General features: G+C 64.3%; 22 protein-coding genes. 11 read left to right on the top strand and 11 right to left on the bottom strand.

The window, feature by feature from the left end; translation table 11 throughout:
- Window positions 1-31: 31 nt before the first annotated feature.
- Window positions 32-460 (top strand): hypothetical protein, encoded by a 429-nt coding sequence (locus I6F35_RS29015; protein WP_225121068.1) that lies wholly within the window; start codon window positions 32-34, stop codon window positions 458-460.
- A 331-nt stretch (window positions 461-791) separates the two neighbouring features.
- Window positions 792-1,097 (top strand): hypothetical protein, encoded by a 306-nt coding sequence (locus tag I6F35_RS29010; protein ID WP_225121067.1) that lies wholly within the window; start codon window positions 792-794, stop codon window positions 1,095-1,097.
- On the opposite strand, the gene I6F35_RS29005 is transcribed toward I6F35_RS29010, so the two are convergent.
- The 4 genes from I6F35_RS29005 to I6F35_RS28990 all read right to left on the bottom strand — a co-directional run bounded on the left by I6F35_RS29005 (window position 1,074) and on the right by I6F35_RS28990 (window position 3,347).
- Window positions 1,074-1,313 carry a hypothetical protein gene (locus tag I6F35_RS29005; RefSeq protein ID WP_225121066.1) on the bottom strand — a complete coding sequence of 80 codons (240 nt, stop codon included), beginning with the start codon at window positions 1,311-1,313 and terminating at the stop codon, window positions 1,074-1,076. The genes I6F35_RS29010 and I6F35_RS29005 overlap by 24 nt on opposite strands.
- A 154-nt stretch (window positions 1,314-1,467) precedes the next feature.
- A complete protein-coding gene (locus I6F35_RS29000; RefSeq protein ID WP_225121065.1) occupies window positions 1,468-2,181 on the bottom strand; it encodes an outer membrane protein in 714 nt (237 codons plus the stop codon).
- A 257-nt stretch (window positions 2,182-2,438) separates the two neighbouring features.
- Window positions 2,439-2,867, bottom strand: a complete 429-nt coding sequence (locus tag I6F35_RS28995; RefSeq protein ID WP_225121109.1) for a hypothetical protein — start codon at window positions 2,865-2,867, stop codon at window positions 2,439-2,441.
- A 204-nt stretch (window positions 2,868-3,071) separates the two neighbouring features.
- On the bottom strand, window positions 3,072-3,347 hold the full coding sequence (locus tag I6F35_RS28990; RefSeq protein WP_225121064.1) for a hypothetical protein: 276 nt from the start codon (window positions 3,345-3,347) through the stop codon (window positions 3,072-3,074).
- 281 nt (window positions 3,348-3,628) lie between these two features.
- Between I6F35_RS28990 and I6F35_RS28985 the strand changes: the two genes are divergently transcribed.
- Window positions 3,629-4,171, top strand: a complete 543-nt coding sequence (locus I6F35_RS28985) for a tetratricopeptide repeat protein (protein WP_225121063.1) — start codon at window positions 3,629-3,631, stop codon at window positions 4,169-4,171.
- A gap of 1,374 nt (window positions 4,172-5,545) precedes the next feature.
- On the opposite strand, the gene I6F35_RS28980 is transcribed toward I6F35_RS28985, so the two are convergent.
- A complete protein-coding gene (locus I6F35_RS28980; protein WP_225121062.1) occupies window positions 5,546-7,126 on the bottom strand; it encodes a peptidase S10 in 1,581 nt (526 codons plus the stop codon).
- 361 nt (window positions 7,127-7,487) lie between these two features.
- Here I6F35_RS28980 and I6F35_RS28975 point away from each other — a divergent pair, with 361 nt between their 5' ends.
- The 5 genes from I6F35_RS28975 to I6F35_RS28955 all read left to right on the top strand — a co-directional run bounded on the left by I6F35_RS28975 (window position 7,488) and on the right by I6F35_RS28955 (window position 12,914).
- Window positions 7,488-8,156, top strand: a complete 669-nt coding sequence (locus tag I6F35_RS28975) for a hypothetical protein (protein WP_225121061.1) — start codon at window positions 7,488-7,490, stop codon at window positions 8,154-8,156.
- Window positions 8,157-8,473: 317 nt separating this feature from the next.
- On the top strand, window positions 8,474-10,609 hold the full coding sequence (locus I6F35_RS28970) for an adenylate/guanylate cyclase domain-containing protein (RefSeq protein ID WP_225121108.1): 2,136 nt from the start codon (window positions 8,474-8,476) through the stop codon (window positions 10,607-10,609).
- A 183-nt stretch (window positions 10,610-10,792) separates the two neighbouring features.
- Window positions 10,793-11,629, top strand: a complete 837-nt coding sequence (locus tag I6F35_RS28965) for an NAD kinase (protein ID WP_346283209.1) — start codon at window positions 10,793-10,795, stop codon at window positions 11,627-11,629.
- Window positions 11,630-11,719: 90 nt separating this feature from the next.
- Entirely contained in the window at window positions 11,720-12,265 is a 546-nt protein-coding gene (locus tag I6F35_RS28960) for a response regulator (RefSeq protein WP_225121107.1), read from the top strand.
- Window positions 12,266-12,332: 67 nt separating this feature from the next.
- A complete protein-coding gene (locus tag I6F35_RS28955; RefSeq protein ID WP_225121059.1) occupies window positions 12,333-12,914 on the top strand; it encodes an Hpt domain-containing protein in 582 nt (193 codons plus the stop codon).
- A 187-nt stretch (window positions 12,915-13,101) separates the two neighbouring features.
- Here I6F35_RS28955 and I6F35_RS28950 read toward each other — a convergent pair whose 3' ends face one another.
- From I6F35_RS28950 to folE, 4 genes are all read right to left on the bottom strand, one after another.
- A complete protein-coding gene (locus I6F35_RS28950; RefSeq protein ID WP_225121058.1) occupies window positions 13,102-14,277 on the bottom strand; it encodes a DUF2336 domain-containing protein in 1,176 nt (391 codons plus the stop codon).
- Between the two features lie 281 nt (window positions 14,278-14,558).
- Complete coding sequence (locus tag I6F35_RS28945) at window positions 14,559-15,548, bottom strand: transglycosylase SLT domain-containing protein (protein ID WP_225121057.1); 990 nt, start codon at window positions 15,546-15,548, stop codon at window positions 14,559-14,561.
- 161 nt (window positions 15,549-15,709) lie between these two features.
- Window positions 15,710-16,138 (bottom strand): phosphoribosyl-AMP cyclohydrolase, encoded by a 429-nt coding sequence (gene hisI / locus I6F35_RS28940; RefSeq protein WP_225121056.1) that lies wholly within the window; start codon window positions 16,136-16,138, stop codon window positions 15,710-15,712.
- A 28-nt stretch (window positions 16,139-16,166) separates the two neighbouring features.
- Window positions 16,167-16,865 (bottom strand): GTP cyclohydrolase I FolE, encoded by a 699-nt coding sequence (gene folE, locus I6F35_RS28935; RefSeq protein WP_225121055.1) that lies wholly within the window; start codon window positions 16,863-16,865, stop codon window positions 16,167-16,169.
- A 340-nt stretch (window positions 16,866-17,205) separates the two neighbouring features.
- On the opposite strand from folE, the gene I6F35_RS28930 reads away from it, so the two are divergent.
- On the top strand, window positions 17,206-17,652 hold the full coding sequence (locus tag I6F35_RS28930) for an iron-sulfur cluster assembly scaffold protein (RefSeq protein WP_225121054.1): 447 nt from the start codon (window positions 17,206-17,208) through the stop codon (window positions 17,650-17,652).
- Between the two features lie 207 nt (window positions 17,653-17,859).
- Here the strand turns inward: I6F35_RS28930 and I6F35_RS28925 are convergent, their stop codons facing one another.
- Complete coding sequence (locus I6F35_RS28925; RefSeq protein ID WP_225121053.1) at window positions 17,860-18,792, bottom strand: hypothetical protein; 933 nt, start codon at window positions 18,790-18,792, stop codon at window positions 17,860-17,862.
- A 244-nt stretch (window positions 18,793-19,036) separates the two neighbouring features.
- On the opposite strand from I6F35_RS28925, the gene yidD reads away from it, so the two are divergent.
- Window positions 19,037-19,381: a membrane protein insertion efficiency factor YidD gene (gene yidD / locus I6F35_RS28920; protein WP_225121052.1), complete on the top strand. Its 345-nt coding sequence runs from the start codon at window positions 19,037-19,039 to the stop codon at window positions 19,379-19,381.
- Window positions 19,382-19,484: 103 nt separating this feature from the next.
- Window positions 19,485-19,652 carry a hypothetical protein gene (locus tag I6F35_RS28915; RefSeq protein WP_225121051.1) on the top strand — a complete coding sequence of 56 codons (168 nt, stop codon included), beginning with the start codon at window positions 19,485-19,487 and terminating at the stop codon, window positions 19,650-19,652.
- A gap of 317 nt (window positions 19,653-19,969) precedes the next feature.
- Here I6F35_RS28915 and I6F35_RS28910 read toward each other — a convergent pair whose 3' ends face one another.
- The gene (locus I6F35_RS28910) at window positions 19,970-21,184 is read right to left on the bottom strand and encodes a hypothetical protein (protein ID WP_225121050.1); all 1,215 of its coding nucleotides are present in this window, start codon (window positions 21,182-21,184) and stop codon (window positions 19,970-19,972) included.
- Between the last annotated feature and the right edge of the window lies 1 nt (window position 21,185).

Raw genomic sequence — 21,185 nt, 5'->3', positions numbered from 1 at the left:
TTGCTGGAGTTGATCAAGGCCGAGGTGTGCCATGAAGTGGATGAAAGAACGCGATCTCCTGATCGCTCAGACAATGGCGTTCGTGCAATCGGTGACGGGCAAGAAGCCCGACGCCGGACTTCTAACGCCGGCCACTGAGACAACCGTGCGCGCGACCATGACCACCACGGTGGTCAATGTCGAAGCCGTGCTGGCGGAGCCGGTCCCGGTCGCCGTCCTCCCGCCCACACTCCCTGAGACCACGCCCCCTCTGACCACGCCGTCGCAGGCAAAGCCGCTTCACGTGGCGGGTCTCGACCTCCCGGACGATTTCCAGTCCGAAATCCGTGCCCGGGTGGCAAGCTTCCGCGCGCACCAGGAGCGGTTCACGCGGGAGCGCGAGGAATATTGCCGGGCGACCATGGCCAAGGTCCGCGCCACCCTGAACGAGAGCACCGAGCCGCCTCGCCCCGCCGAATAACATAATACCGCAGACTATCCTCGCAGTTGGCGTCAGAGCCAAGCCCATACCAGCAACATGTTGGCGACGGAGGCAACCAACAGCGCCACCGTGAGGGCGACATGCACGCGTTCGCTGGATGTGTGCAAGACCGTTGTCATGGCCTGGACCATCGGGCGATTCTAGCGCCGGAGTCTCGGGGATTCTTTTTTGCGGGATTCACCCCTTGTTAGGGACTCAACGGCGGGCTGGCGGCCGCCCTCACCGGGGCGTGAACCACTGTGCGGTCCGCAATGCGGAAACCTGGAAGGTAGGTTGGCGTTGACTGCCTTTGCGGAGCCAAGAGCTACGGATGCCCTACGCGCTGTTTTCCAAGGAAGCGAAGCTGAGCAAGGCCTATCCGACCGAGGCGGACGTCTGGAAGGTCGCCCGGAAGAGCGGCCTGGTCGTCGACGTGGCGACCGACGAGGACAAAGTCGCCCCGCGGCCGGTCCTGGACAATGATTACGAGATCAGGCCGTGCCAGGCGGAGCCGAACGAGGACCCCGCCAAGAACAAGGCCGATGCCGAACGCGAAGCGCGGATCGAGCCCCAGCTCTCGCCCCCTGAGGAGCTGCCTGAGCCCCAGGAAGCCTTACGGCGTCGCGCTCACCAGTGAGGCCTGCTCCGAAGCCAGCGTCACGCACATCTTGCGCCGGTGCAATCCCCTGATCGCGCCTGTGACCTTGAGCACCTTGCCGACTCCGCAGGCCGGGTCCCGAACAAAGGCCACTTCGTAAGGCGCCAGAATCAGCGGTTCGGATTTCAGCACGGCCTGGGCAAGGCATGGCGATATCGCCGCAGAGAAAATCAACCCTAACGCAAAAGCACGCATGTTCGTTTGTCCACCTGGCCCGGCGGGCGGCATAATAGACCATCAACGGTGAAAGTTCCGTGCACTGCAAAAATTATTTTGTGCAGCTGCCGGTAACCCGACAGCAAAAAGGGCCGGCGGAGGCCGGCCCTTGGCTTAGCGGACATTCCGCCAATCAGTATTTGGAAGCGACCGGGCCGCCCCAGCCGAAGCGATAGTTCACGCCGACCTTGACTGTATGCTCGTCGTCCCGGAAGCGGGAGCCGACGATCTCGGCCGGGCCGGAGGTGAAGGTCGTGTGGCCGAAATTGTAATACTGATACTCGGCCTTGGCCGACCAGTTCGGCGCGAACATGTATTCGAGACCCGCGCCAACGGTGTAGCCATCCTTGCGGTTGCCGTCGGTGGTGAAAGGCTGCGGCACGCCGGCGAAGGAGACGCCGACATTGCTGTTGTCGCGCCACGCGTAACCGCCCTTGGCGTAGAGCAGCGCCGGACCCCAGGTGTAGCCGACCCGGCCGGTCACCGAACCGAGCTGGTCCGTATTTCCCGTCACCACAGTTCCAGCCGGGAACACAACGCCGTTATTGCTGCTGCCGGTCAGCCAGCTGTATTGCGCCTCGACACCGACCACCCAATTCGGCGCGAACTGATAGTCGAAACCGCCCTGCACACCGCCGAGGAAGCGGGCGTCGCTGCCGAGCAGGTTGGTGCCGTCGGTGAAGCCGCCACCGATGTGGCCGCCGACATAGAAACCCGTCCAATTGTAAACCAATGCAGGCGCCGTGTAGGGTGGCGCCTTGGTATAGGGCCGTGCCGGCATGTCAGCCGCGAAAGCCGGGCCGGCGAATGCGGCCAGGGCGACTGCGCCAAGCAAAGTCTTCTTCATCGTAGTTCCCCGTTTACTCACGTCGCGACATCAATCCAAACAACGTGACTTCAATTAGGTTGCTTTGAGGCACCGCCCGAGCATCACGTGTTCGTAACTGTGACAGCGCCGCAACAACAGCCGTTGGTTCCATTGCATGGAAGAATTTTCCCTCCGGTTAACCCGGAGCCCGGCCACCAGAACGGATGTCGGATCTGGCTAAGCCGAGGTTCAATCCTCGCCGAAAAGTGATCCGATCCCGGTAACTCTCGGGCCACCTAACCGCCGCTGACGCGCGACATCTTCTCCAGCTCTGGAAATGGCGCGTAGGTCGCGCCGGCGCAAGGCTCGCCGGCATCTTCAATGATGCGGTCGAGCCGGCCATCGACATAAACGATCGCGCGCTCCCGTGCCGGCCGGTAGCCGTGGTCCGAGTCGCGGGCACTGAAGCGCACGCAGGTGATGTAGCGCAGTCGCCCGCCGATCGTGCGCTGCACCGGCTCGGCCATGACCGCGTCCCGCACGCCGGTGGGATCGTTGAGGTAGGTGCGCATAAAGGCCAGGATCTCGGTGCGGTAATTCTTCGGATACGGCTGGTCGGAGACGCCGCGGTCATCGGTAAAGCTGATCGGCCTGGTGTCGTCGCTGCTCACGCAGGCCGCGAGCGCGATCGGCAGCAGCAGGATCGCCGTAAATCTAACCTTGATCCCCAAATCGAATACTTCCGTCTGTCCCGGCGGTTTCTTAGACCGGCCGGCGGCGAAAGGGAATTCGGATTTCGGGCCCCGTCCCGACGCACCAGCCCACGGCCATTGGGGATGCAATGGCCGTGGGTGGGCCTGATATCCGCCGGCGCGGTGGGGCAATGTGGATCAGAGCCGCGGCGGACGGACCAGTCGTGAAGACCGACTTCAGCCGCGCTTGCCAGGCCGCACGATGTGCTTCACCGCCACCTTTGGCGTGACATGCGTCTTGATCACACCGATATGCTTGTGGTGGCGGTGATGGCGGGTGTACCGATGGTGGTTGTGATGGCGCACCATCCTGGCATTGGCATTCAGCACCTTCGATTTCGCGAGCTCGGCCCTGACCGCAGGCGCGTGGGTCGTCTTGCCATAGGTGCCGGCAAAGGCGGGCGCGGCCATCACGGATACAGCAAGCAGTGCTGCGGAAATGGTCTTGAGCATGGTCGTCTCCTCTTCCAGGGATCGCGGAGATCTCCGGTCGGTTGGCCGGGGCTCGCCGATCAATGACGGTGACCTTACCCAGGCGGCGCTGAACCCATCCTGAAACGTCCGGACGGAATTCGTTCATCTGCATGACATCCTGTTCATGTCGGTGATCGCGCCACGTCAGCGAGGCGTGAGTTTCAAAATGGCGTGCCGAAGCGGGAATGTTTCGGAGCAGCGGGTGTTCAAGGAAGCGGGCCGCGGTATAGGATCGCCGGGCTGACCATCAGGAGAGAGGCATGCAGAAATTCGTGATCAGGCTGTTGATGTTCGCCATGCTGTCGCTGACGCTCACGGCAGCGCCCGTCGTGACCGCGGTCTACGCCAATCCGGACAACGATCCGCCCCCGTCGCCGCCGGCCAAGGGCAAGAAGAAGAAGTCGGAGATTCGCCCGAGCATCGAACAGGCCGCCTTCGAGAACGGCTATCGTGCCGCCTACGCCACCATCTACGATCGCCACGACTATGCGAACGCGATCGAGCAGTTGAAGGCGCTGCACCACGATGACACCGCCGCGGTCGCCAACCTGATCGGCTATTCCTATCGCAAGCTCGGCGACTACAAGCTGTCGCAGGTTTGGTATGAGCGCGCGCTGAAGGCCGATCCGAACCACGTCAAGACCTGGCAGTATTATGGTCTGTGGCAGGTCGAACAGGGCAACCGCGACCAGGCGCAATATCATCTCAACCGCATCGCCCAGCTCGCCGGCACCAACAGCGAGGAATACCGCTCGCTCGCCGCCGCGCTGGAGAAGCCGCCCGGCACCGGGTTGGTGTATTGAGGGCGGGACGCTGCGCTGTAGTCCTGTAGGACGGGCGAGGTGCAGCGTGCGTGCCTGCCTTTTCTTGCACCGACCGTAGATGGTGGGCACGCTTCGCTTTGCCCACCTTACGATTCTCCCAGCGTTCACGAGAGTCGTTGTGATGCGAGCGAACGGTTGAGGCATGGATTGCTTCGCTCCGCTCGCAATGACGGGCGTTGGTTCTGATTCAAATTTCAAACAACTCTCCGCTGTCATCGTCCACCACCGGGTCGGCGCAAAGCGCCGCCCGATGACAGGCTCCGGCGGACGATCCAGTATTCCAGAGACGGTCGTGCTTGAGCCGAGAGGCCGCCGGATACTGGATGCCCGCCTTCGCGGGCATGACGGTCGAGTATGGTGGCGGATGTGACTCAGCAGTCTCGCGGCATTGGCTGCCCGAGCTTTGCATCTCGTTCCGCCCTCTCATCATGCAGAGGGCGCAGGGAAAGCCGGGTGCCGGTTGCACCCGTGGGCCCCGTGCAACAAAAAGCACGGGGGTAGGACCACAGGTCAACCGAAGCAACTCCGGCTTTCCCTGCGCGATGGTGTTACGGTTTCCTTCGTGCTCTCCCCGGTGACCGGGCTTTCTTGCCACCGTCGCCCGCAGATTATCTCCGCGAACTTAGCGCCAGCGTCGGGGCGCCAGAACCACACGACTTCGCCGTCCGCTGATGCCGCGCTCGTCAGTCGCAACACCCGCGTCCACCGCATCTCACCGCAACGTTCGTGACGATCGCGACCCGCCCCTCATTCGGGTGAGACGCGCGGAGTTAAATCACTGATTTGCCCGACGACGGAAGCGGAATATTTTTCGTGCGAGGGATGGACAGACTTTCGTCCTGATTTGCCCGTCGGGTTGTTATGTCGCACCCAACGCAGCCGCGATGGCGGCGGTAGCTTTGTCGCCGAAAGGCCTGTGCGGGATCAGCAACCGCTTCGCCATAAATAAACGCCACCTAAGCGCAATGAAAATTGCTTGGTGGCGTTTGTTAGTCACTGGGCCCTGAAATCCCCAGCACTGGTTTTGTCAGCTCCACACGTCGTCAGGTTCAATCACGACTCTAGAGAACGTGAGTTTTGGATCATTCTAAACGATGCGAGTCATGCGGCAGACTCGCTGCCCGATCACGCAAAACGGCAACTTCAAGTAAGCCGCAAAATACTGTCACTTCCCTTGCGCGACAAAATACCAACCCTCATCCCGAGGAGCCGCGCCAGCGGCGTCTCGAGGGATGGGCCACGGGTGAGATCGGGGCCTCATGGTTCGAGACGCGCGAAGACGCGCTCCTCACCATGGGGGTCAAGCAACGTATACGCCGCTGGACTGCTGGCAAGAAGGTCAACTGCGCTCGCCTACTTCATCACTGCTTCGACTTCGCCTCTGAACGCCTGGCGCGAGGTGTCGCGGGTGTAGAACATGTGGCCGCCGGGATAGACGATGAGCTTGACGCGGTCCGGGCTCGCGTAGGCCGGCAGTTGGTCGAGCGCCAGCTTCGAGCCGAAGTAAGGGGTAGCGAGATCGAACAGGCCGTGGCCGATCAGGAGTTTCAGCTTCGGATCGAGCGCGAGAATCTGCCGGAGCTGCGAGACCGACTCCGCCGGACTTGGGCCGCGGCCGAAATCCCAGGAGCCGGCGACCCGGCCGTTGAGCAATTGATAGGATCCGTCCGGCTGCCAGTTCAGCCTGCCTCTGGTGAGGTCGACCGCCGCACTCGTGAGCGGCGCAATCAGCGGATCGCCGGAGGGATCGCCGAAGCGTGAGGCGCTCGAATCCGGGTTGGGATCGAAGCCTTCGACGGAGGCATCGTAGCGCCCGATTATCTTGCCGCTCCGGCGATCGAATTCCCTGCGGAATTCGGAGACCCCGAAACGCCCCGCGAGCCGGCGGCTCACCGCCGGATCGATGCCGGTCAGGGCCGCGACCTTGTCGGCGAGCCGCGTCGTGGCCTCGCCGTCGGCCTGGCCCTTGAGAAGGTCGACCAGGAAGTCGCCGCGTGCATAGTTCTCGACCTCGGCGAGGTCGGCGCGCGTGACGGGTCCCTTCGCCTGGCGCGCCACAGCCGCCATGGTCGGAAGGCTGATCACATATTGCAGCAGGCTCGTGCCCTGGAATTCGCGGAAGTCGAGCAGCGGCGAGAGCAGGATCAGTCCCTTGACGCCGACGCCCTGCTCGGTCTGCAGGTTGTGCACGATCTTCGGCCCGCGGATGCCGCCATAGCTTTCGCCCACGACGTATTTCGGAGACAGCAGGCGGTCGTGCTTCTCGAGCCAGCGGCGGATCACCACCGCGATCGCGTTGACATCGCCGTCGACAGAGAAGAAGCGCTTGCGCACGTCATCGCCGGTCGCGACAAAACGGCTATAGCCGGTGCCGACAGGATCGATGAAGACGAGGTCGGTGAAGTCGAGCCAGGTTTCGGCATTCGGCACCAGCTCGGGCGATGCCGAGGACACCGCCCCCTCGCCGCCCAGCGAAATCCGCCACGGGCCGGCGCTGCCAAGCTGCAGCCAGGCCGACGACGCGCCCGGCCCGCCGTTGAACAGGAAAGTGACGGGGCGGTTCGCGCGATCGGTGCCGTCGAGCTGGTAGGAGGTATAGGCGATATCGGCCTGCGGCTCGCCCTTCTGGTCGAACAGCCGGATCGAGCCCGCGGTGGCCGTGAACTCCAGGGTACGTCCCGGCAGTGCCAGGGTCTGCTTTGTCGTGGAGTCGGGCGGCAGGCGATGCTGCTCGGATGCTGACGGCGGATTGCCCGCCGCACTGCGGTCTGCCCCGCCCTTCCGACCCGCCGGCGCCTGCGTTGTCGGCGAAGCCGACTGGGATGACGGCTTGGGATCGCCGCCTGCGTCCTGCGCCCATGCGCCGCTCGCGACCGAAAATGCGAGCAGCGCGACCATCATGCGCGTGCGCTGTGTTCCGACCCAGCTTGCCATGTCCCAATTCCCTGTAGCCCGGGTGGAGCGAAGCGCAACCCGGGACATCTGCGCCAGCATCGAGAGCGGCCCCGGGCTACGCTTCGCTCCACCCGGGCTACGACGTGAATTGCGGCCGCTTCCATCGTGGATGCAGCTACACAACGGAATGAATTGTGTGGAAATCACAATCGCGCCAGTCGGTTTGCGTCGCACTGAATGCGACAGCCCTGCGACAATGCGCACCGATCAGGTTGTCCGTCGGAACGATTGAGTGATATCCGTCACATCCACAAGGTTGCCAACCCAACTATTCGATTCCGCAGAACCAAAACGGCGCCACCGCGACTAACGAAATCTATCTTTCGAGGGGGTTCCCAGAATGAAACGAGCGATTGCTATTTGTGTCGGCCTGTTGGCGCTGGCTTCGCCCGCCGCGGCCGAACCACCGGTGGCCGTCGTCGAGGACGTGCAAGGCAAGGTCACCGGCGCTGAGTTCATGGACTATGTGGCTCCGAAGGCCGTAATCAAGATCGGAGACGGCGGCTCGATCGTGCTGAGCTATATGACATCCTGCCGGCGCGAGACGATTTCCGGTGTCGGCACGGTGATCGTCGGGACCGAAGAGAGCGTCGTGCATCTTGCCGACGTCAAGAGCGAGAAGACCGCTTGCGATTCCAACCAGACGCACGCCACGACGCAGGCGACCAGCGCTGTCGCCGCCACCGTGTTGCGCAGCGTCGATGCCAACAAGGCCGCACTGCCGCAACCGCAACTCACTCTCTATGGCGCTTCCCCATTCGTGGAGGCGAAAGGGCGTGGCACGCTGATCGTGCGGCGCCTCGACATCCCGGGCGAGCGCCAGCAGGTTGATCTCGGCGGCACCCAGCTCAAGGGCAGGTTCTTCGATTTCGCCCGGGAGAATGGCGCATTGGTCCCGGGCGGCCTCTATGCCGCCACCTTCAAGTCGTCGCAGATCGTATTCCGCGTCGACCCGCAGGCCAGGCCCGGCGCCACGCCGATCGTCGGCCGCCTGCTGCGGATGAATTAGGGTGTGATGAGATCGAGTGCATCCGCGGTGGGTGCTGCGCCCCTCTCCCGCTTGCGGGAGAGGGTTTGGGTGAGGGCTCTCTCGACCCAGGGATTGTCGATGTCATGCGCCTGCGCCGGAACTGCGCATGCAATTCCGACCTTCGACAGCCCCGCTGTGGAGCGACCCTCACCCCAACCCTCTCCCGCAAGCGGGAGAGGGAGTCCGGGCTGTTGCATCGATCGAGTGCGCTCGTGGCCAGAGCACATCGACCGACTAACTTTGCACTCCACCTCGGATCAGCGGTCTTGAGCATCGGGCGCACCGCGCGCGAGGTGATGACGATCGCAGCGATCGCGTTGGTCTGCGCCGCCATTTCGGTTTCGCCGGCGCTCGAGCCGGTGCGCGGCCTCTCGCTCGACATCCTCACCGCGCTGCGCTGGAAGATGTTCCAGAGCGCGCCAGACCCTGCCGCTTCGCCCACGGTCGTCGTCGCAATCGACGAGGAAAGCTATCGCGCGGCGCCGTTCAAGGGATCGCCGACGCTGACCTGGACCGGCGAGATCGGCCGCGTGCTTACCGCCGTCGTCGATGGCGGCGCCAAGGTGGTCGGCTTCGACCTGGTGATCCCCACCTCGATCGAGACGTCGCAAATTCCGTTTGGCGACGGCGTGCTGGGCGAGAAGGTACGCGGCTTCGATCGCGACTTCCTGCGCGCGCTCGCCTCTGCCTCGACATCCGGCAAGGTCGTGCTCGGCGAGATCCTGCGCGGCGACCAGCCGATCCTTCCCTCCCCCGGCCAGCGCGTCGCCGTCCGCCAGCAGCAGAACATCCGTCCGCTCAACGTCCAGACCGACAGCGACGATACGGTGCGGCGCCTGCCGCTGACTTTTGTCGTCGGCGACGCGAGGATCTCCGGCATGGCGCTCGAACTGGCGTCGCGAGCGCTTGGCGCGACGCCCGACATCGAGGCCGGTGGAAACGTGACGCTCGCCGGCTACCGGATTCCAGGTGCGGTGCCGAACACGATGACGCTGAATTTTGCCGGCGGCACGGACGACATCCCGACCTTCTCCTTCGCCGACCTGCGCGGCTGCGCGGCCACGGGCGAGAAGGATTATTTCCGGCGCTGGTTCGACGGCAGGGTGGTCCTGATCGGCACCGTGCTCGACATCGAAGACCGCCGGCTGACGTCGAAGCGCTTTGCCACCGGAGGCGACGGTGAACGGCATATCCCGCGCTGTATGCACGACGCCAGCCCGCCGGCCGCGGCAGGCATCAAAGGCAGCATGATCGCGGGCGTCTATATCCACGCCACCGCCGTCAACAATCTGATCACGCGCAATGCAGCGGTCGAACCCGGCCGCTTGCCGACGCTCCTGATCGCCCTTCTGTTCGCGGCGTTTGGCGCGACGGCGGCGCGCGTATTCAGGCCGCCTACCGCCGTCCTATCCTTCGCTGCCGTCAGCGCGCTCGGGCTGGTCGGAGCGACCTTCGCCTTCACCCATGCGCTGGCGCTGCCATTGGTCGAGCCGTTCGCGGCAGGCACCGCCGCGCTCGCAGCGATGGTGGGGCTTCGCTTCGCCGTCACCGACCGCGACCGGAGGCTGTTGCAGAAGAGCTTTGCGCTATACCTCGCCCCTGACGTCATCAACCGCATGCTGTCGTCGAAGAAGCTGCCGGAGCTCGGTGGCGAGACGCGCGAGGTCACCGTGTTCTTCTCCGACATCGCAGGATTTTCCGCGATCGCCGAAAACATGCCGCCAGACCGGCTGATGGCGCTGATGAACAAATATCTTTCCGACATGACCGACGTCATCGAGGCCCACGGCGGCTACGTCGACAAATATATCGGCGATTCCATCGTGGCGGTGTTCGGCGCGCCGGCCGATGATCCCGATCATGCCGCGAACGCGGCGCGCACGGCGCTCGATTGTTGCGCGCGGCTGGCCGAACTCAACGCCAGCTCGCCGGTCTTCCGCGAGCATCCGTTGACGCAGCGTATCGGCATCAATTCCGGCGAGGCGCTGGTCGGCAATTTCGGATCGCGGCGCCGCTTCAATTACTCCGTGATGAGCGATGCGGTGAACCTCGCCTCGCGGCTCGAAGGCGCCAACAAGTTCTACGGCACGACGATCATTGCCTCCGATGCAACGGTGACGCTCGCCGGCGAAGATTTTGCCTGGCGCGAGCTCGACGAAGTCCGCGTCAAGGGACGCAATCAGGCGCTGAAGATCTATGAGCTGGTGGCGCGGTCGGACGAGCTGTCGGCACCGCAGCAGGCGTTGATCAAGGCTTATGGTGATGGACTCGCGCATTGGCGCGCAGGCGAATTCCATCTCGCTGCGGAAGCTTTCGGCCGTTCGGCGGAAACGGACAGGCCGTCTGCCTTGTTTCGCCAGCGCGCCGAGCAGATGACGCGGCAGCCCCCGGGCGGGGACTGGGACCCGATCCGCACGCTGCAGGAGAAGTGAAGCACCGTAGCCCGGGTGAAGCGAAAGCGTAACCCGGGACCGCTTGCAACGTGGACGGAGATTTCCCGGGTTACGCTTCGCTCCACCCGGGCTACGAGGCCCGACCATTACGGAATTGTGTCGGACAGCCGACCGGCCTGGCAGGAAAATGCCGGTCTTCTGATCTCGACAAGCGCGGTCAAGCTGTATAGACGAGCGCGGCGCGGAACTACGCGCAACCAGGGCCGAGCTTGTCGTGCAATGACCAGTCCCGAGCGATATGAGAAGATCGCCTTCGTCGCGAGCGGCGGCACCGAGGCGCAGGCCGCGCTTACGCAACTGACTACGCTCTACGGCAATTGCGCTGCGGCGGATGCCGATGTCGTGGTGGCGCTCGGCGGCGACGGCTTGATGCTGCAGACGCTGCACGCGAACATGCGCACGGGAAAACCGATCTACGGCATGCATCGCGGCACGGTCGGCTTCCTGATGAACGAATACTCGACCCACAGTCTGCGCGAACGGCTGGCGGCGGCACGGGAATCCCTGATCAGCCCGCTGCTGATGCGGGCCACCGACATCCATGGCGCGGTGCATCTGCATCACGCCATCAACGAGGTCGCGCTGTTCCGCCAGACCTACCAGGCCGCGCGCCTGCGCATCCTGATCGACGAGCATGAGCGGATGCCGGAACTGATCGCGGACGGCATCCTGGTCGCCACCCCCGCCGGCTCGACCGCCTATAACCTCTCGGTGCAGGGGCCGATCATTCCGATCAATGCCGCCCTGCTCGCGCTGACCCCGATCAGCGCCTTCCGCCCGCGACGCTGGCGCGGCGCGCTGCTGCCGAATTCAGCGTTCGTCGTGATCGAGGTGCTCGAAGGCGAAAAGCGCCCGGTGGCGGCGGTTGCCGACCATGACGAGGTGCGCGACGTCAGCCGCGTCGAGGTCCTGACCGACAAGACCATCTCGATGCGGATGCTGTTCGACCCCGGCCACAGCCTGGAAGAGCGCATCCTGCGCGAGCAGTTCGGGTATTGAGGCGCCCCGCCCTGCCATCGGCGCAACCTTTCCTTAACCGGCTCGGCGATATGGTTAACGGTGGGTAATGCCGTTGGGCCGGGCTGGACCATGTATCGCATCGACTTCAACAAGCTGCGGTTTCTGATCTGCGACGACAATCCGCACATGCGCCGCATCCTGCGGACGCTGCTGCATTCGTTCGGCGCGCGCGAGGTCTACGAGGCGGAGGACGGCGCCACCGCGCTCGAAATGTACACCCATTACGTTCCCGACATCGTCATCACCGACTGGTCGATGCCGATCTTCGACGGGCTCGAGCTGGCGCAGATGATCCGGCAGCCGGAATCCAACGCCAATCCCTATGCGCCGATCATCATGCTGACCGCGCATTCGGAGAAGCGCCGCGTGACGGTGGCGCGCGATGCCGGCGTCACCGAATTCCTGGCCAAGCCGATCTCGGCCAAGGGACTCTACCAGCGCATCCTCAACGTCGTTGCCAATCCCCGCCCCTTCATCAAGACCAAGACCTATTTCGGCCCGGACCGCCGCCGCAACACCAGCAGCACCTATATCGGCCCCGAGCGCCGCGTCGGCGGCGAGATGGAAGTGATGCAACAGCCGTCGCTGCTCGATAAAGCGCGTTCCAGCATCTAGAGCATGATCGGGAAAAGTGGAAACCGGTTTTCCGAAAAGATCATGCTCAAACAGAGGTGAGGCCATCATGGCGAAAGAGAAACCGGGCGCGATCGAGGTCAAGACTTTCGCCACGCACCATGTGATCACGCAGCCCAACCGGCTACGCAAGGTGCTGCGCCGCATCCCTCCCGACATCGATCACGACGATCCCGTCGCGCGCGCCGAGCAGGCACTTGCGGATCTCTCCGGCGAATTCAAGCAATGGATGACGATCGAAGCCGACCGGCTATCGGCTGCGCACGCCGTGGTGCTGCGCCACGGCTTCTCCCACGAGACGCGCGAAGAACTGTTTCGCGCCGCCCATGACATCAAGGGCGACGCCGCGACCTTCGGCTTCCCCTCTGCAGGCGCGGCTGCCGAAAGCCTGTGCCGCATCATCGAGCACGCACCCGATCTCGACCAGGTGCCGCCGGAGCTGATCACCCACCACATCAACGCGATCCAGGCGATCGTACGCGAGCGTACCAAGCTCGACACCGCCGTGATGGCCGGCGCGCTCAGCCGGCAGCTCCGCGGCATCGCGGATGAATTTCTGCTGAAGGTCAACCGCGACCGCCCCGAACATCTCGAAGCCATCCTCGCGCCGAGCATCGCACCGGCGGAGTGATAACGGCTTTTGCCCTACGCAGCTTTGCCGGCCCTACGCGGCTCCGTCATTCCGGGATGCGCCGCCAGGCGCAGGCCCGGAATCCATCGGGGCGCATGCGCAGGCGGAGAAATGGATTCCGGGTTCGATGCTATCGCATCGCCCCGGAATGACAGCGTGTGTTGCGGCGACGGAAGCGGCCTCGCGCTTACGCCGCGATCAAATCCTGCTGTAGCGGTACGAGCGCGTCTTCCGCGACGAGTTCTTCGCAGAACAGCCGCGCTTCCTCGCGCGCCGATTCCGTAGCGAAGCGGCGCAGCAGAATCAACAACGGTTCGGCGGCCTGCCGATCGGTCTCGCAATGGGTCAGCACGCGCTCGACCATGCGCCGGCGCAGCCGCACCGCGCCCTCGATGCTGTCGACATAGCCGGCCTCGTGACTTGCCTCGAGCGCGGCGCGGAAGGCGGCGAAGGTGGAGTCCGGCAAGCCGGCACGGATCAAGAGCGCGTCGAGGCTGGCTGAGCCGCGATCATGCAGCAGCGCGGCGATGCGCGCCTGCGGCAGGCCGGAGAGTTCGGCGAGCGCTGCGTGGAACAGTTCGAGATTGCCCGAAAGCAGCGCGCGCAGGATCAAACCGGCGGTGAGTTGGCAGGTCGCGCGCAGATGCGCAACGAGGCCGCGCATCTCTTCGCCGCGCGAGCGGGCCGCGATATGGACGGTCGAGCGCTCGCGCGCTTCGCTGGCAATACGATCAGCCCGGTCGGCGGAGAGCCAGTTGCGGGCGACCACGAACTGCGCCAGCGTTTCCGAGAGTTTTGCCACCAGCGCCATGCGCGTCGCGGCCGGCAAGCCTTCCAGCACCAGCATCGCCTCCCGGATCGCGGCGAGATGGCCATGCCGCTCGACGATGCGGTCCCAGGAGAACGGCGCGAGCTCGGCGTGCGCGTTCTCGATCAATTCGAGCGCCGCCGCGGCGCTGCCGACCTCGGCGATCGCAGCGCCGACGGAAGCGGGCAGATCGATCCGCCGCGCGACCGCGCATTGCATCTCATTGTCGCCGGTCGCGACGATGTCGACGAGATCGGCATCGATCAAGAGCGGCGAATGTTCCAGCACCGGCAGCGCGATTGCCGGCTGGTCGACCGCAAGCGCCTGCACGATGGCGGCGGGCGCCTCGGCGCTGCGCGCAAACACCTCGGCCATCGCCTGCCGCACCAGCGGCGAAGGATCGTCGAGCAGCATCAACAGCGCGCCCTCGGCGGCGATGCGGTCGTCCTCGGAAAGATCTGAAATCAACCAGGCCCGCGCCAATGCCCGGGTGGCCTCGGCCCGCTCCCCTGCCGGAGCGGTCCTGATCCAATTGATGAACTGCCGAACGATCATGGTCCTTCCGGCTAACGCAACGAAACGGCACGGTGATGCGGTGCCAATGTAACAAAGGATAAACCATGACGCTTAATAAAGGGTTCACCATAACTCTTTGGGTTTATTGACGTTTCGTTAATGGCCGATGGCCCGCTTCCACGCGCGCACCGACCTCATCCCTGAGGAGCCGCGAAGCGGCGCCTCGAAGGATGGGCCACAGGTGACAGCGGGGCTCCATGGTTCGAGACAGCGCTGCTGCGCCTCCTCACCATGAGGGGCGACGACGTGCGCGCGGAGGCTTAGCCCGAGAACGTGCCGTTGCGGTCGCTGAAGAGATCGAGCCGGCCAGGCGGGCGCACTTCGGGTGTCTGGCCGGAAAGCGCGGCGGTCGTGACCTGTGCGGGGCGGCCCCATAATTCCTGCACCGTGGGCGAGATCGGCTCGGCGCGGTCGCCGGCCTGGAACAGCGAGCGGAACATCGGATCGCCCGGAGCGGTCGCCGTCTGCGAGCCGGCCACCGGCGACACCGCACGCGAATCCGGAAAGCTCGCGAGATAGGCGGCGTTGTCGATCGACGGCGCAGCGCTCGCGAGCGCGACGGGATTGCCGCCGGCCGCGGTGAAGGCGGTGCGGATATCGCTGGAATTGGCGGCGCCGGCATAGCGCGCGCTCAGCACCGAATAGACCTCCGACACGCTGCGGGTGTGTCCCGAGCGGTCGTAGAAGATCGAAGTGTTGGCGGCGGCCGCCTTCGGAAACATCTGCGCGGCGCTGGCGGACGGATTGTCCTCGGCGTTCGAGATCAGTTTCGCCGCGCCGCCGACGCCCATGAAATGCGCCATGTAGAGCTCGGCATCGTTCGGGCGGCGGCCGAGCCGGCCGGTGAGCTTGAAGCTGTTGGACTGCGTCAGCACGCCAGCCATCGCCGACGCGGCATCCGGATCATCGCGCAGCCGCATGATCGCCTCGCGCGCCCTGAGATCGCTGACCGAGTAGCTGCCGTCGGAATTCTTCGTGATGGCGTCGGCATATTTGCCATAGCCGAGCTGATCGCCTGCCTCCTTGACGGTGCCGAGCCAGGTCTGGTCGATGAACTGGTAGAGCCCGCGCGCCGAGGAGGTCGACGCCGCCGCCTTCGGATTGAAGTTGGATTCCATCTTGGCGGTCGTGAGCAGGTATTGAAAGCTCGCGCCGGTGGTGGACGCGGCCTGCTTGATCGAACCCGCGATTTTGGCGCGCGTCGGGTCGACACCTGCCGCAGCCCCGGCGTTGAATGTATCGATCGCCATCGATGGATGCCCCGCTCCTCGCGAAACGCTCGCGTGGGCCTCTCGAACGCCGGTCATCGGCGCAGCTCCCGGAGATACGGTGCGACAAGTATGGTTAATGCGAGGTTAAGGCTGCGCCTCGCAGAATGTGCCGCAATGTGCGGCGCCGCGACGAATTGTGTCTATTTGCGATAGACTTTGTCTGGATCGAACAGCCGATCGGCGTCGATGAATGACAATCGTGTGTCGCCGTTGTCGTCCTTGACGGCGCGATAGAAGCAGGAGCGACGGCCGGTATGGCATGCGGCGCCGACCTGTTCGACGCGAATCCAGATCGCATCCTGATCGCAATCGGTCCTGATCTCCACGACGCGCTGGGTCTGGCCGGAGCTTTCACCCTTGCGCCACAGCGCATTGCGCGAGCGGCTGAAATACCAGGCTTCGCCGGTCGCGATGGTCTTGCGCAGCGCTTCGTCGTTCATGTGCGCGACCATCAGCACATCGCCGCTCGCAGCATCAGTCGCGACGCAGGTCACGAGACCGGACGCGTCGAATTTGGGCTGGAATACCAGCCCCTCCTCGCGGTCGTGATCATGTGCTGACGTGGACACGGAATAAGCCTCGCAATGTTGTGCGAGGTTACCGGTTAGGTCCTCGCACCAGGGTCAGGAAGCGCTGTTGCTCCGCCGGATTGTCGCGGAACATGCCGGTGAAGCGGCTGGTGAAGGTCGACGCACCATGCTTGGCGACCCCGCGCACCGACATGCAGGTATGCTCCGCCTCGATCAGGACGGCAACGCCGCGGGGTTTCAGGATCTCGTCGATCGCAGCGGCGATCTGGGCGGTAAGATGCTCCTGGGTCTGCAGCCGGCGGGCGAAGATGTCGGTCAGCCGCGCGAGCTTGGACAGGCCCACTACTCGCTCGACCGGCGTATAGGCAATATGCGCCTTGCCGTAGAACGGCATCATGTGGTGCTCACACTGCGAGGTGAACTCGATGTCGCGGACCAGCACGAAATCGTCATAGCCGGCGGTCTCACCAAAGGTGCGGTCGAGTACCTCGGCGGGGCACTGGTGATAGCCCTGGTAAAGCTCGTCAAAGGCCTCGACGACGCGGCGCGGCGTATCGAGCAGCCCCTCACGGTCCGGATCCTCGCCGATATAGCTGAGCAGCGTCTGCACCGCCTGCTCCGCCTCGGCGCGCGACGGACGCGGCAGATCGGCGCGAACGGCGGCGGCAAGGAATTCGGACGGATCGAGCTCGGCTGGCCGTGTTTCGAGCACCTTTTTGGGCTCGTTGTTCTTGGCAGGGCGGATTGATTTGATTGCAGCGTCCATTCGACGTCTCTCCGTTCGACCGGTCCCCTTCTCGGACCGGGTGTGTCACCGGGCAGACGGGGCGGCCTCGTGCCACCGGACGCCTGGAGTCCCTATAAGCATGATGCCATTTCCCTGAAATGTCATCCTGCTCCATCCCGTTTGGGCATGATCTTCTCGGAAAACCGGTACCCGCTTTTCCGGATCATGCTTTAGCACCAGCGGTAGAGCATTGGTTTCTGAATTGGCCTGCGCCGGTGGCATGGCCGGACTGTATTTCGGCCGATACGGCCCATATATAGGACGATGAAACCCTGCCGCCAAGGGCACCCCTGCCCTCGTGCCTACGACGTTTACGCGCATGCTGAATGACATCTACAACAAGCGGATCATCGAACTGGCCGGGAATATTCCGCGTCTCGGACGCCTTCCCGACCCCGATGCCAGCGCCACCGCGCATTCGAAACTCTGTGGCTCGACCGTGAAGGTCGATCTCAAGATGGACGGCCCTGTCGTCACCGACTTCGCCCATGACGTCAAAGCCTGCGCGCTCGGGCAGGCCTCCTCCTCGATCATGGCAAGCCATGTCGTAGGCTCAACCGCCGATGAGCTGCGCGAATTACGCGAGACCGTGCGCAAGATGCTCAAGGAAAACGGCAGGCCGCCGGAGGGCGGCAAATGGGCCGAGATCGCCCTGCTCGAACCGGTACGCGACTACAAGGCCCGCCACGCCTCCACCATGCTGACCTTCGATGCCGTGGTCGATGCGATCGGCCAGATCGAGGCCAAGGCCAAGCAGCCGGCGTAGGCACCGTCGGGCCGGATGGTTCGACAGGGCCGGGCCTCATGGTTCGAGACGGCGCTTCGCGCCTCCTCACCATGAGGGTCTATCAGTCGCCCTGAGGTAAGGTCGTATCTGCCGCAAGCCACGATATCTCACCTCATTCTGAGGAGCGCAAAAGCGCGTCTCGAAGGATGAGGCCACGGGCGATTGCCACGACGGGAGATCGTGGCGCTACTGCGCCGGCTGGACCGGGGGCGGCGTGGCGGTGCCGCCGGTGGGAACCAGGGCTTCCGCGGTCTTGGTCGATATCGACTTCGCGGGCTGCGCCGTCGTCTCGCTTTCAACCCCGCTGGCGACGTGGCGGTCTTGGGACGGCTTCGACTTCGCTTCCGCGACCGGCACGGTGGCCGCGTCGTCCTGCGGCGGCAGCACGTCGGCGACCTGCTCGGTGGTGATGAGATTGGTCAGCCGCAACTCGTCGCGCGACAGCTCGTGCAGTTCTTCCCAGGGCGGAACGCTCAGCGCCAGCGACAGGAGATCGCCGCTGCCGCCCATGTCGAAGGTGTACTTGGCGAGGCGGCCGATATCGCGCTCCACGATCATCAGGTCCTGCGCGGTGTAGCTCGCGGCGCGCGCATCGTCGGCGCGGTCACCCATCCAGATCTGGTGAACGCGCACATGCGCGGTATCAGGCACGTAGCGGGTCTTGCCGGACAGCAGCAGGAACACGCACATCGACTCGCAATAGGCCTCCGGCCTGACGCTGGCGCGCTGGACCTGCGAGGTCCGGTTGATGACGGTCGTGCCGACGGTGGTCAGCATGCCCAGGCCGCGGAAGCGGCGGCCGAGCGTGATGGCGTCGTTGACCGAGCCGCCGCTGGAATCAAGCACGACGGTGGCGCCGCCGAGCTGGCGGCCACGGGCGAACTCATCGAACTCGCGCGGGCTGTCGGCGGTGATGATGCCGACGGCGGAGACCCAGCCTTTGCAGTTGGGCTCGCAAGCCACCCAACTGAAACGCATCGGCGTCTTGCGTTCTTCCAGGGTGGCCCCGGCGCGGGCGGAATTACCCAGCGTCGTGACCGAGCCGGGCAGTGTGATGCAAAGGGCGGCGGCACCGAGGAGTGCCAGGCCGCGAAGACGAAGCGACGTCACAAGCCTCAATTTGGTTCCTTCCCCCAAGCCCCGAAGATGAGCAGTGGCAACGGCCCCATCGCAACGCGACATGATGCTGTCATCGAAGCGTTATCAAAACGGTAACCGTACTGACCCGTGCCGTCCATAGGACCTTCGCTGCAGCGCCGCTCGTGCGGTGCAATAGTTGCGAACTGTGGCGTAAATATCTGCAAAAACTGAGTTCCTTGCTTGGGAACCCCCGCAAGACTACGTAAGTTTGCGGATGACGCCCATGGAACATCGAACATCACATCAATTGCGATGCACGGATTGTGCCAGTGCAGCCCGCAGGCTGCCGCGCAATCTCGGCCGCGCGCTGATCTGGCTCTACCGGCACACGCTGTCGCCCCTGGTCGGCTACAACTGCCGGCACCTGCCGACCTGCTCGGTCTATAGCGACGAGGCGATCGAGCGCTTCGGCCTGTGGGCCGGTGGCTGGATGACGCTGGCGCGGCTGCTCCGCTGCCATCCCTGGGGCACGTCCGGCATCGACAACGTGCCGGAGCAGGCGCCGCGCGGCGCACGCTGGTATCTGCCATGGCGCTACGGCCGCTGGCGCGGCGTCAATTCGCCGTAGCATTCGCTGCGGCGCTTTCAGGCCATGCATGCATCGCCGGCGTGCGGGAACTGTGGCGGCCATGCGGCATTGATGTTGGGCGTCCGCAGGGAGGACACCAACAATGCGCTGGAAAATCAGCCGCCATGGTCACGATCCGCGTCAGATGGATCTGCTCGCCATCATCGCACTGCTCGTTCTGATCGTTTCCGCTTACTTCTATTTCATCCACAATCCGGACAGGCCTGACAGCACCGCCTTCATCGTGCCGAGCCAGAGCGTGCACTGGTGACCCGGCTCGCGTGACTTGAGGCGGCTCACGCAGCCTCGAATGTCTTGGCGGCTTCGCCTTTGTACACAGGCATCGCTATCGCGGCCTTTCCAGCAATGTCCGGAATCTTCGGAGGCCCGAATAGTCCGGTAGCGAGCACGAGCTGCTCCGGGTTGAGTTCGATGATTGCCCGAGCGCGGCGCTTGCCCCGTACCCGCCATTTCCCTCACGCATCATCGTATTCGGCACCTATGCACTCTGCCCCGGTCAGCACATCGAGTTGCATCATCGACTGATACACATCCAGCCAATTGAAGCACGACGGGGTCTGGAGCGCTCTACCGCCCGAACCAGAAGAAGCCGCCGGGCGAGCCGAACGGGTCGAACTGCCGCGGCGGCCTGGGGCGCGGCGGCGCCGGCGGTTTCGGCGGTGGCGCATCCTGGGCCACCGCATCGGCGGTGCCGAAGCCGTCGCCGGGCAATTGCACGGCCAGCAGCAGATTGGTTTCATGCGTGCGCCAGCGATAGCCGATGCCGAAATCGATCGGCTGCGCGCGGCGGAACAGTTCGGCGTAGGAATCCTGGTAGCGGCCGGGGAATTCGGCGATCGGGCCGGCATAGCGGCCGAACGGGAAGAAGCGCCAGCGCTTCTGGTTGAAATAGACCAGCGGAATCCCGGAATCGTCCTGGATGATGGTGGCGCTGTTCTTGAGGATGAAGTCGCGCACGAGCGTGAAATTGCCGGCGTGCATGAGATAGGACGCGCTCTTGATCAGGCTGTTGCCGGGCGCGAGCGTCTCGCAGAATTTCAGGAAGCCGCTTGTCTTGACGCCGGAATTGGAAAGATCGGTCGAGAAGTAATAGAGCGTACGCTCGACACCGTCATTGCCGGCGAAGGTGATGCGCGCGCCGCGCACCGCGCCTTTGCCACCGCCTTCGGCGCCGACGATGCCGTTCTCATCGATCGTGACCGGCGCGACGCCGCGGATGGTCTTGCCCGAGCGTGCCAGGAATACGTAAAGGATCGGCAACGTGCCGTTGATCTCGCCCGCATGCAGATCGACCTTCATCTTCTTGGTGATGAAGAAGGAGAAGCTCAGGATCGAGGAGAGCGACCGCTCGACGCTGTAGAGCGCGGCACCGATGTCGCTGCGCGGCAGCCTGGCCAGATCGGGCACGGAGCCCGTCGGCTCGAGCGCGCTCAGCACATAGGTCGTCGCCCTGGAATAGAAGGCGTCGGCGTAGATGAAATCGGGCCCGGAGAACATGTAGAACATGGTCGGCCGCGGCGCCGCCAGGTTGGCCTCCGCCCAACTGCGGATCTTCGACAATTGGCGCTGCTCGAGCTGCGCGAAGGCATGGTCGAAGAAGCGGGCATGCTGTTGCCAGGCCGGGTCCCGGGTCAGCGGGATCAGCGGCGAATCCGCTGACGGCATCATGCCGGCAAGGAAGCGCGCGGTATCGTTGATGGTCGCGATGTCGGCAGCCCGCGCCGGCAGCGCCGCGAGCAGGACGGCGAAAGCGAGCGCAACCGCTCTCAATGACAGGAACATC

It is taken from the genome of Bradyrhizobium sp. BRP22 (assembly GCF_020194175.1).
Lineage (GTDB): Bacteria > Pseudomonadota > Alphaproteobacteria > Rhizobiales > Xanthobacteraceae > Bradyrhizobium.
The sequence above is the reverse complement of the archived record's forward strand: the minus strand, read 5'-3'. Positions and strand labels throughout refer to the sequence as shown.

Excerpts from the sequence above, each read along its gene's own strand:
- I6F35_RS29015 (WP_225121068.1), top strand. The coding sequence starts at position 32 with ATGAAGTGGATGAAAGAACGCGATCTCCTGATCGCTCAGACAATGGCG.
- I6F35_RS29010 (WP_225121067.1), top strand. The coding sequence starts at position 792 with ATGCCCTACGCGCTGTTTTCCAAGGAAGCGAAGCTGAGCAAGGCCTAT.
- I6F35_RS29005 (WP_225121066.1), bottom strand. The coding sequence starts at position 1,313 with ATGCGTGCTTTTGCGTTAGGGTTGATTTTCTCTGCGGCGATATCGCCA.
- I6F35_RS29000 (WP_225121065.1), bottom strand. The coding sequence starts at position 2,181 with ATGAAGAAGACTTTGCTTGGCGCAGTCGCCCTGGCCGCATTCGCCGGC.
- I6F35_RS28990 (WP_225121064.1), bottom strand. The coding sequence starts at position 3,347 with ATGCTCAAGACCATTTCCGCAGCACTGCTTGCTGTATCCGTGATGGCC.
- I6F35_RS28985 (WP_225121063.1), top strand. The coding sequence starts at position 3,629 with ATGCAGAAATTCGTGATCAGGCTGTTGATGTTCGCCATGCTGTCGCTG.
- I6F35_RS28980 (WP_225121062.1), bottom strand. The coding sequence starts at position 7,126 with ATGGCAAGCTGGGTCGGAACACAGCGCACGCGCATGATGGTCGCGCTG.
- I6F35_RS28975 (WP_225121061.1), top strand. The coding sequence starts at position 7,488 with ATGAAACGAGCGATTGCTATTTGTGTCGGCCTGTTGGCGCTGGCTTCG.
- I6F35_RS28970 (WP_225121108.1), top strand. The coding sequence starts at position 8,474 with ATGACGATCGCAGCGATCGCGTTGGTCTGCGCCGCCATTTCGGTTTCG.
- I6F35_RS28960 (WP_225121107.1), top strand. The coding sequence starts at position 11,720 with ATGTATCGCATCGACTTCAACAAGCTGCGGTTTCTGATCTGCGACGAC.
- I6F35_RS28955 (WP_225121059.1), top strand. The coding sequence starts at position 12,333 with ATGGCGAAAGAGAAACCGGGCGCGATCGAGGTCAAGACTTTCGCCACG.
- I6F35_RS28950 (WP_225121058.1), bottom strand. The coding sequence starts at position 14,277 with ATGATCGTTCGGCAGTTCATCAATTGGATCAGGACCGCTCCGGCAGGG.
- I6F35_RS28945 (WP_225121057.1), bottom strand. The coding sequence starts at position 15,548 with ATGGCGATCGATACATTCAACGCCGGGGCTGCGGCAGGTGTCGACCCG.
- folE (WP_225121055.1), bottom strand. The coding sequence starts at position 16,865 with ATGGACGCTGCAATCAAATCAATCCGCCCTGCCAAGAACAACGAGCCC.
- I6F35_RS28930 (WP_225121054.1), top strand. The coding sequence starts at position 17,206 with ATGCTGAATGACATCTACAACAAGCGGATCATCGAACTGGCCGGGAAT.
- yidD (WP_225121052.1), top strand. The coding sequence starts at position 19,037 with ATGGAACATCGAACATCACATCAATTGCGATGCACGGATTGTGCCAGT.
- I6F35_RS28915 (WP_225121051.1), top strand. The coding sequence starts at position 19,485 with ATGCGCTGGAAAATCAGCCGCCATGGTCACGATCCGCGTCAGATGGAT.
- I6F35_RS28910 (WP_225121050.1), bottom strand. The coding sequence starts at position 21,184 with ATGTTCCTGTCATTGAGAGCGGTTGCGCTCGCTTTCGCCGTCCTGCTC.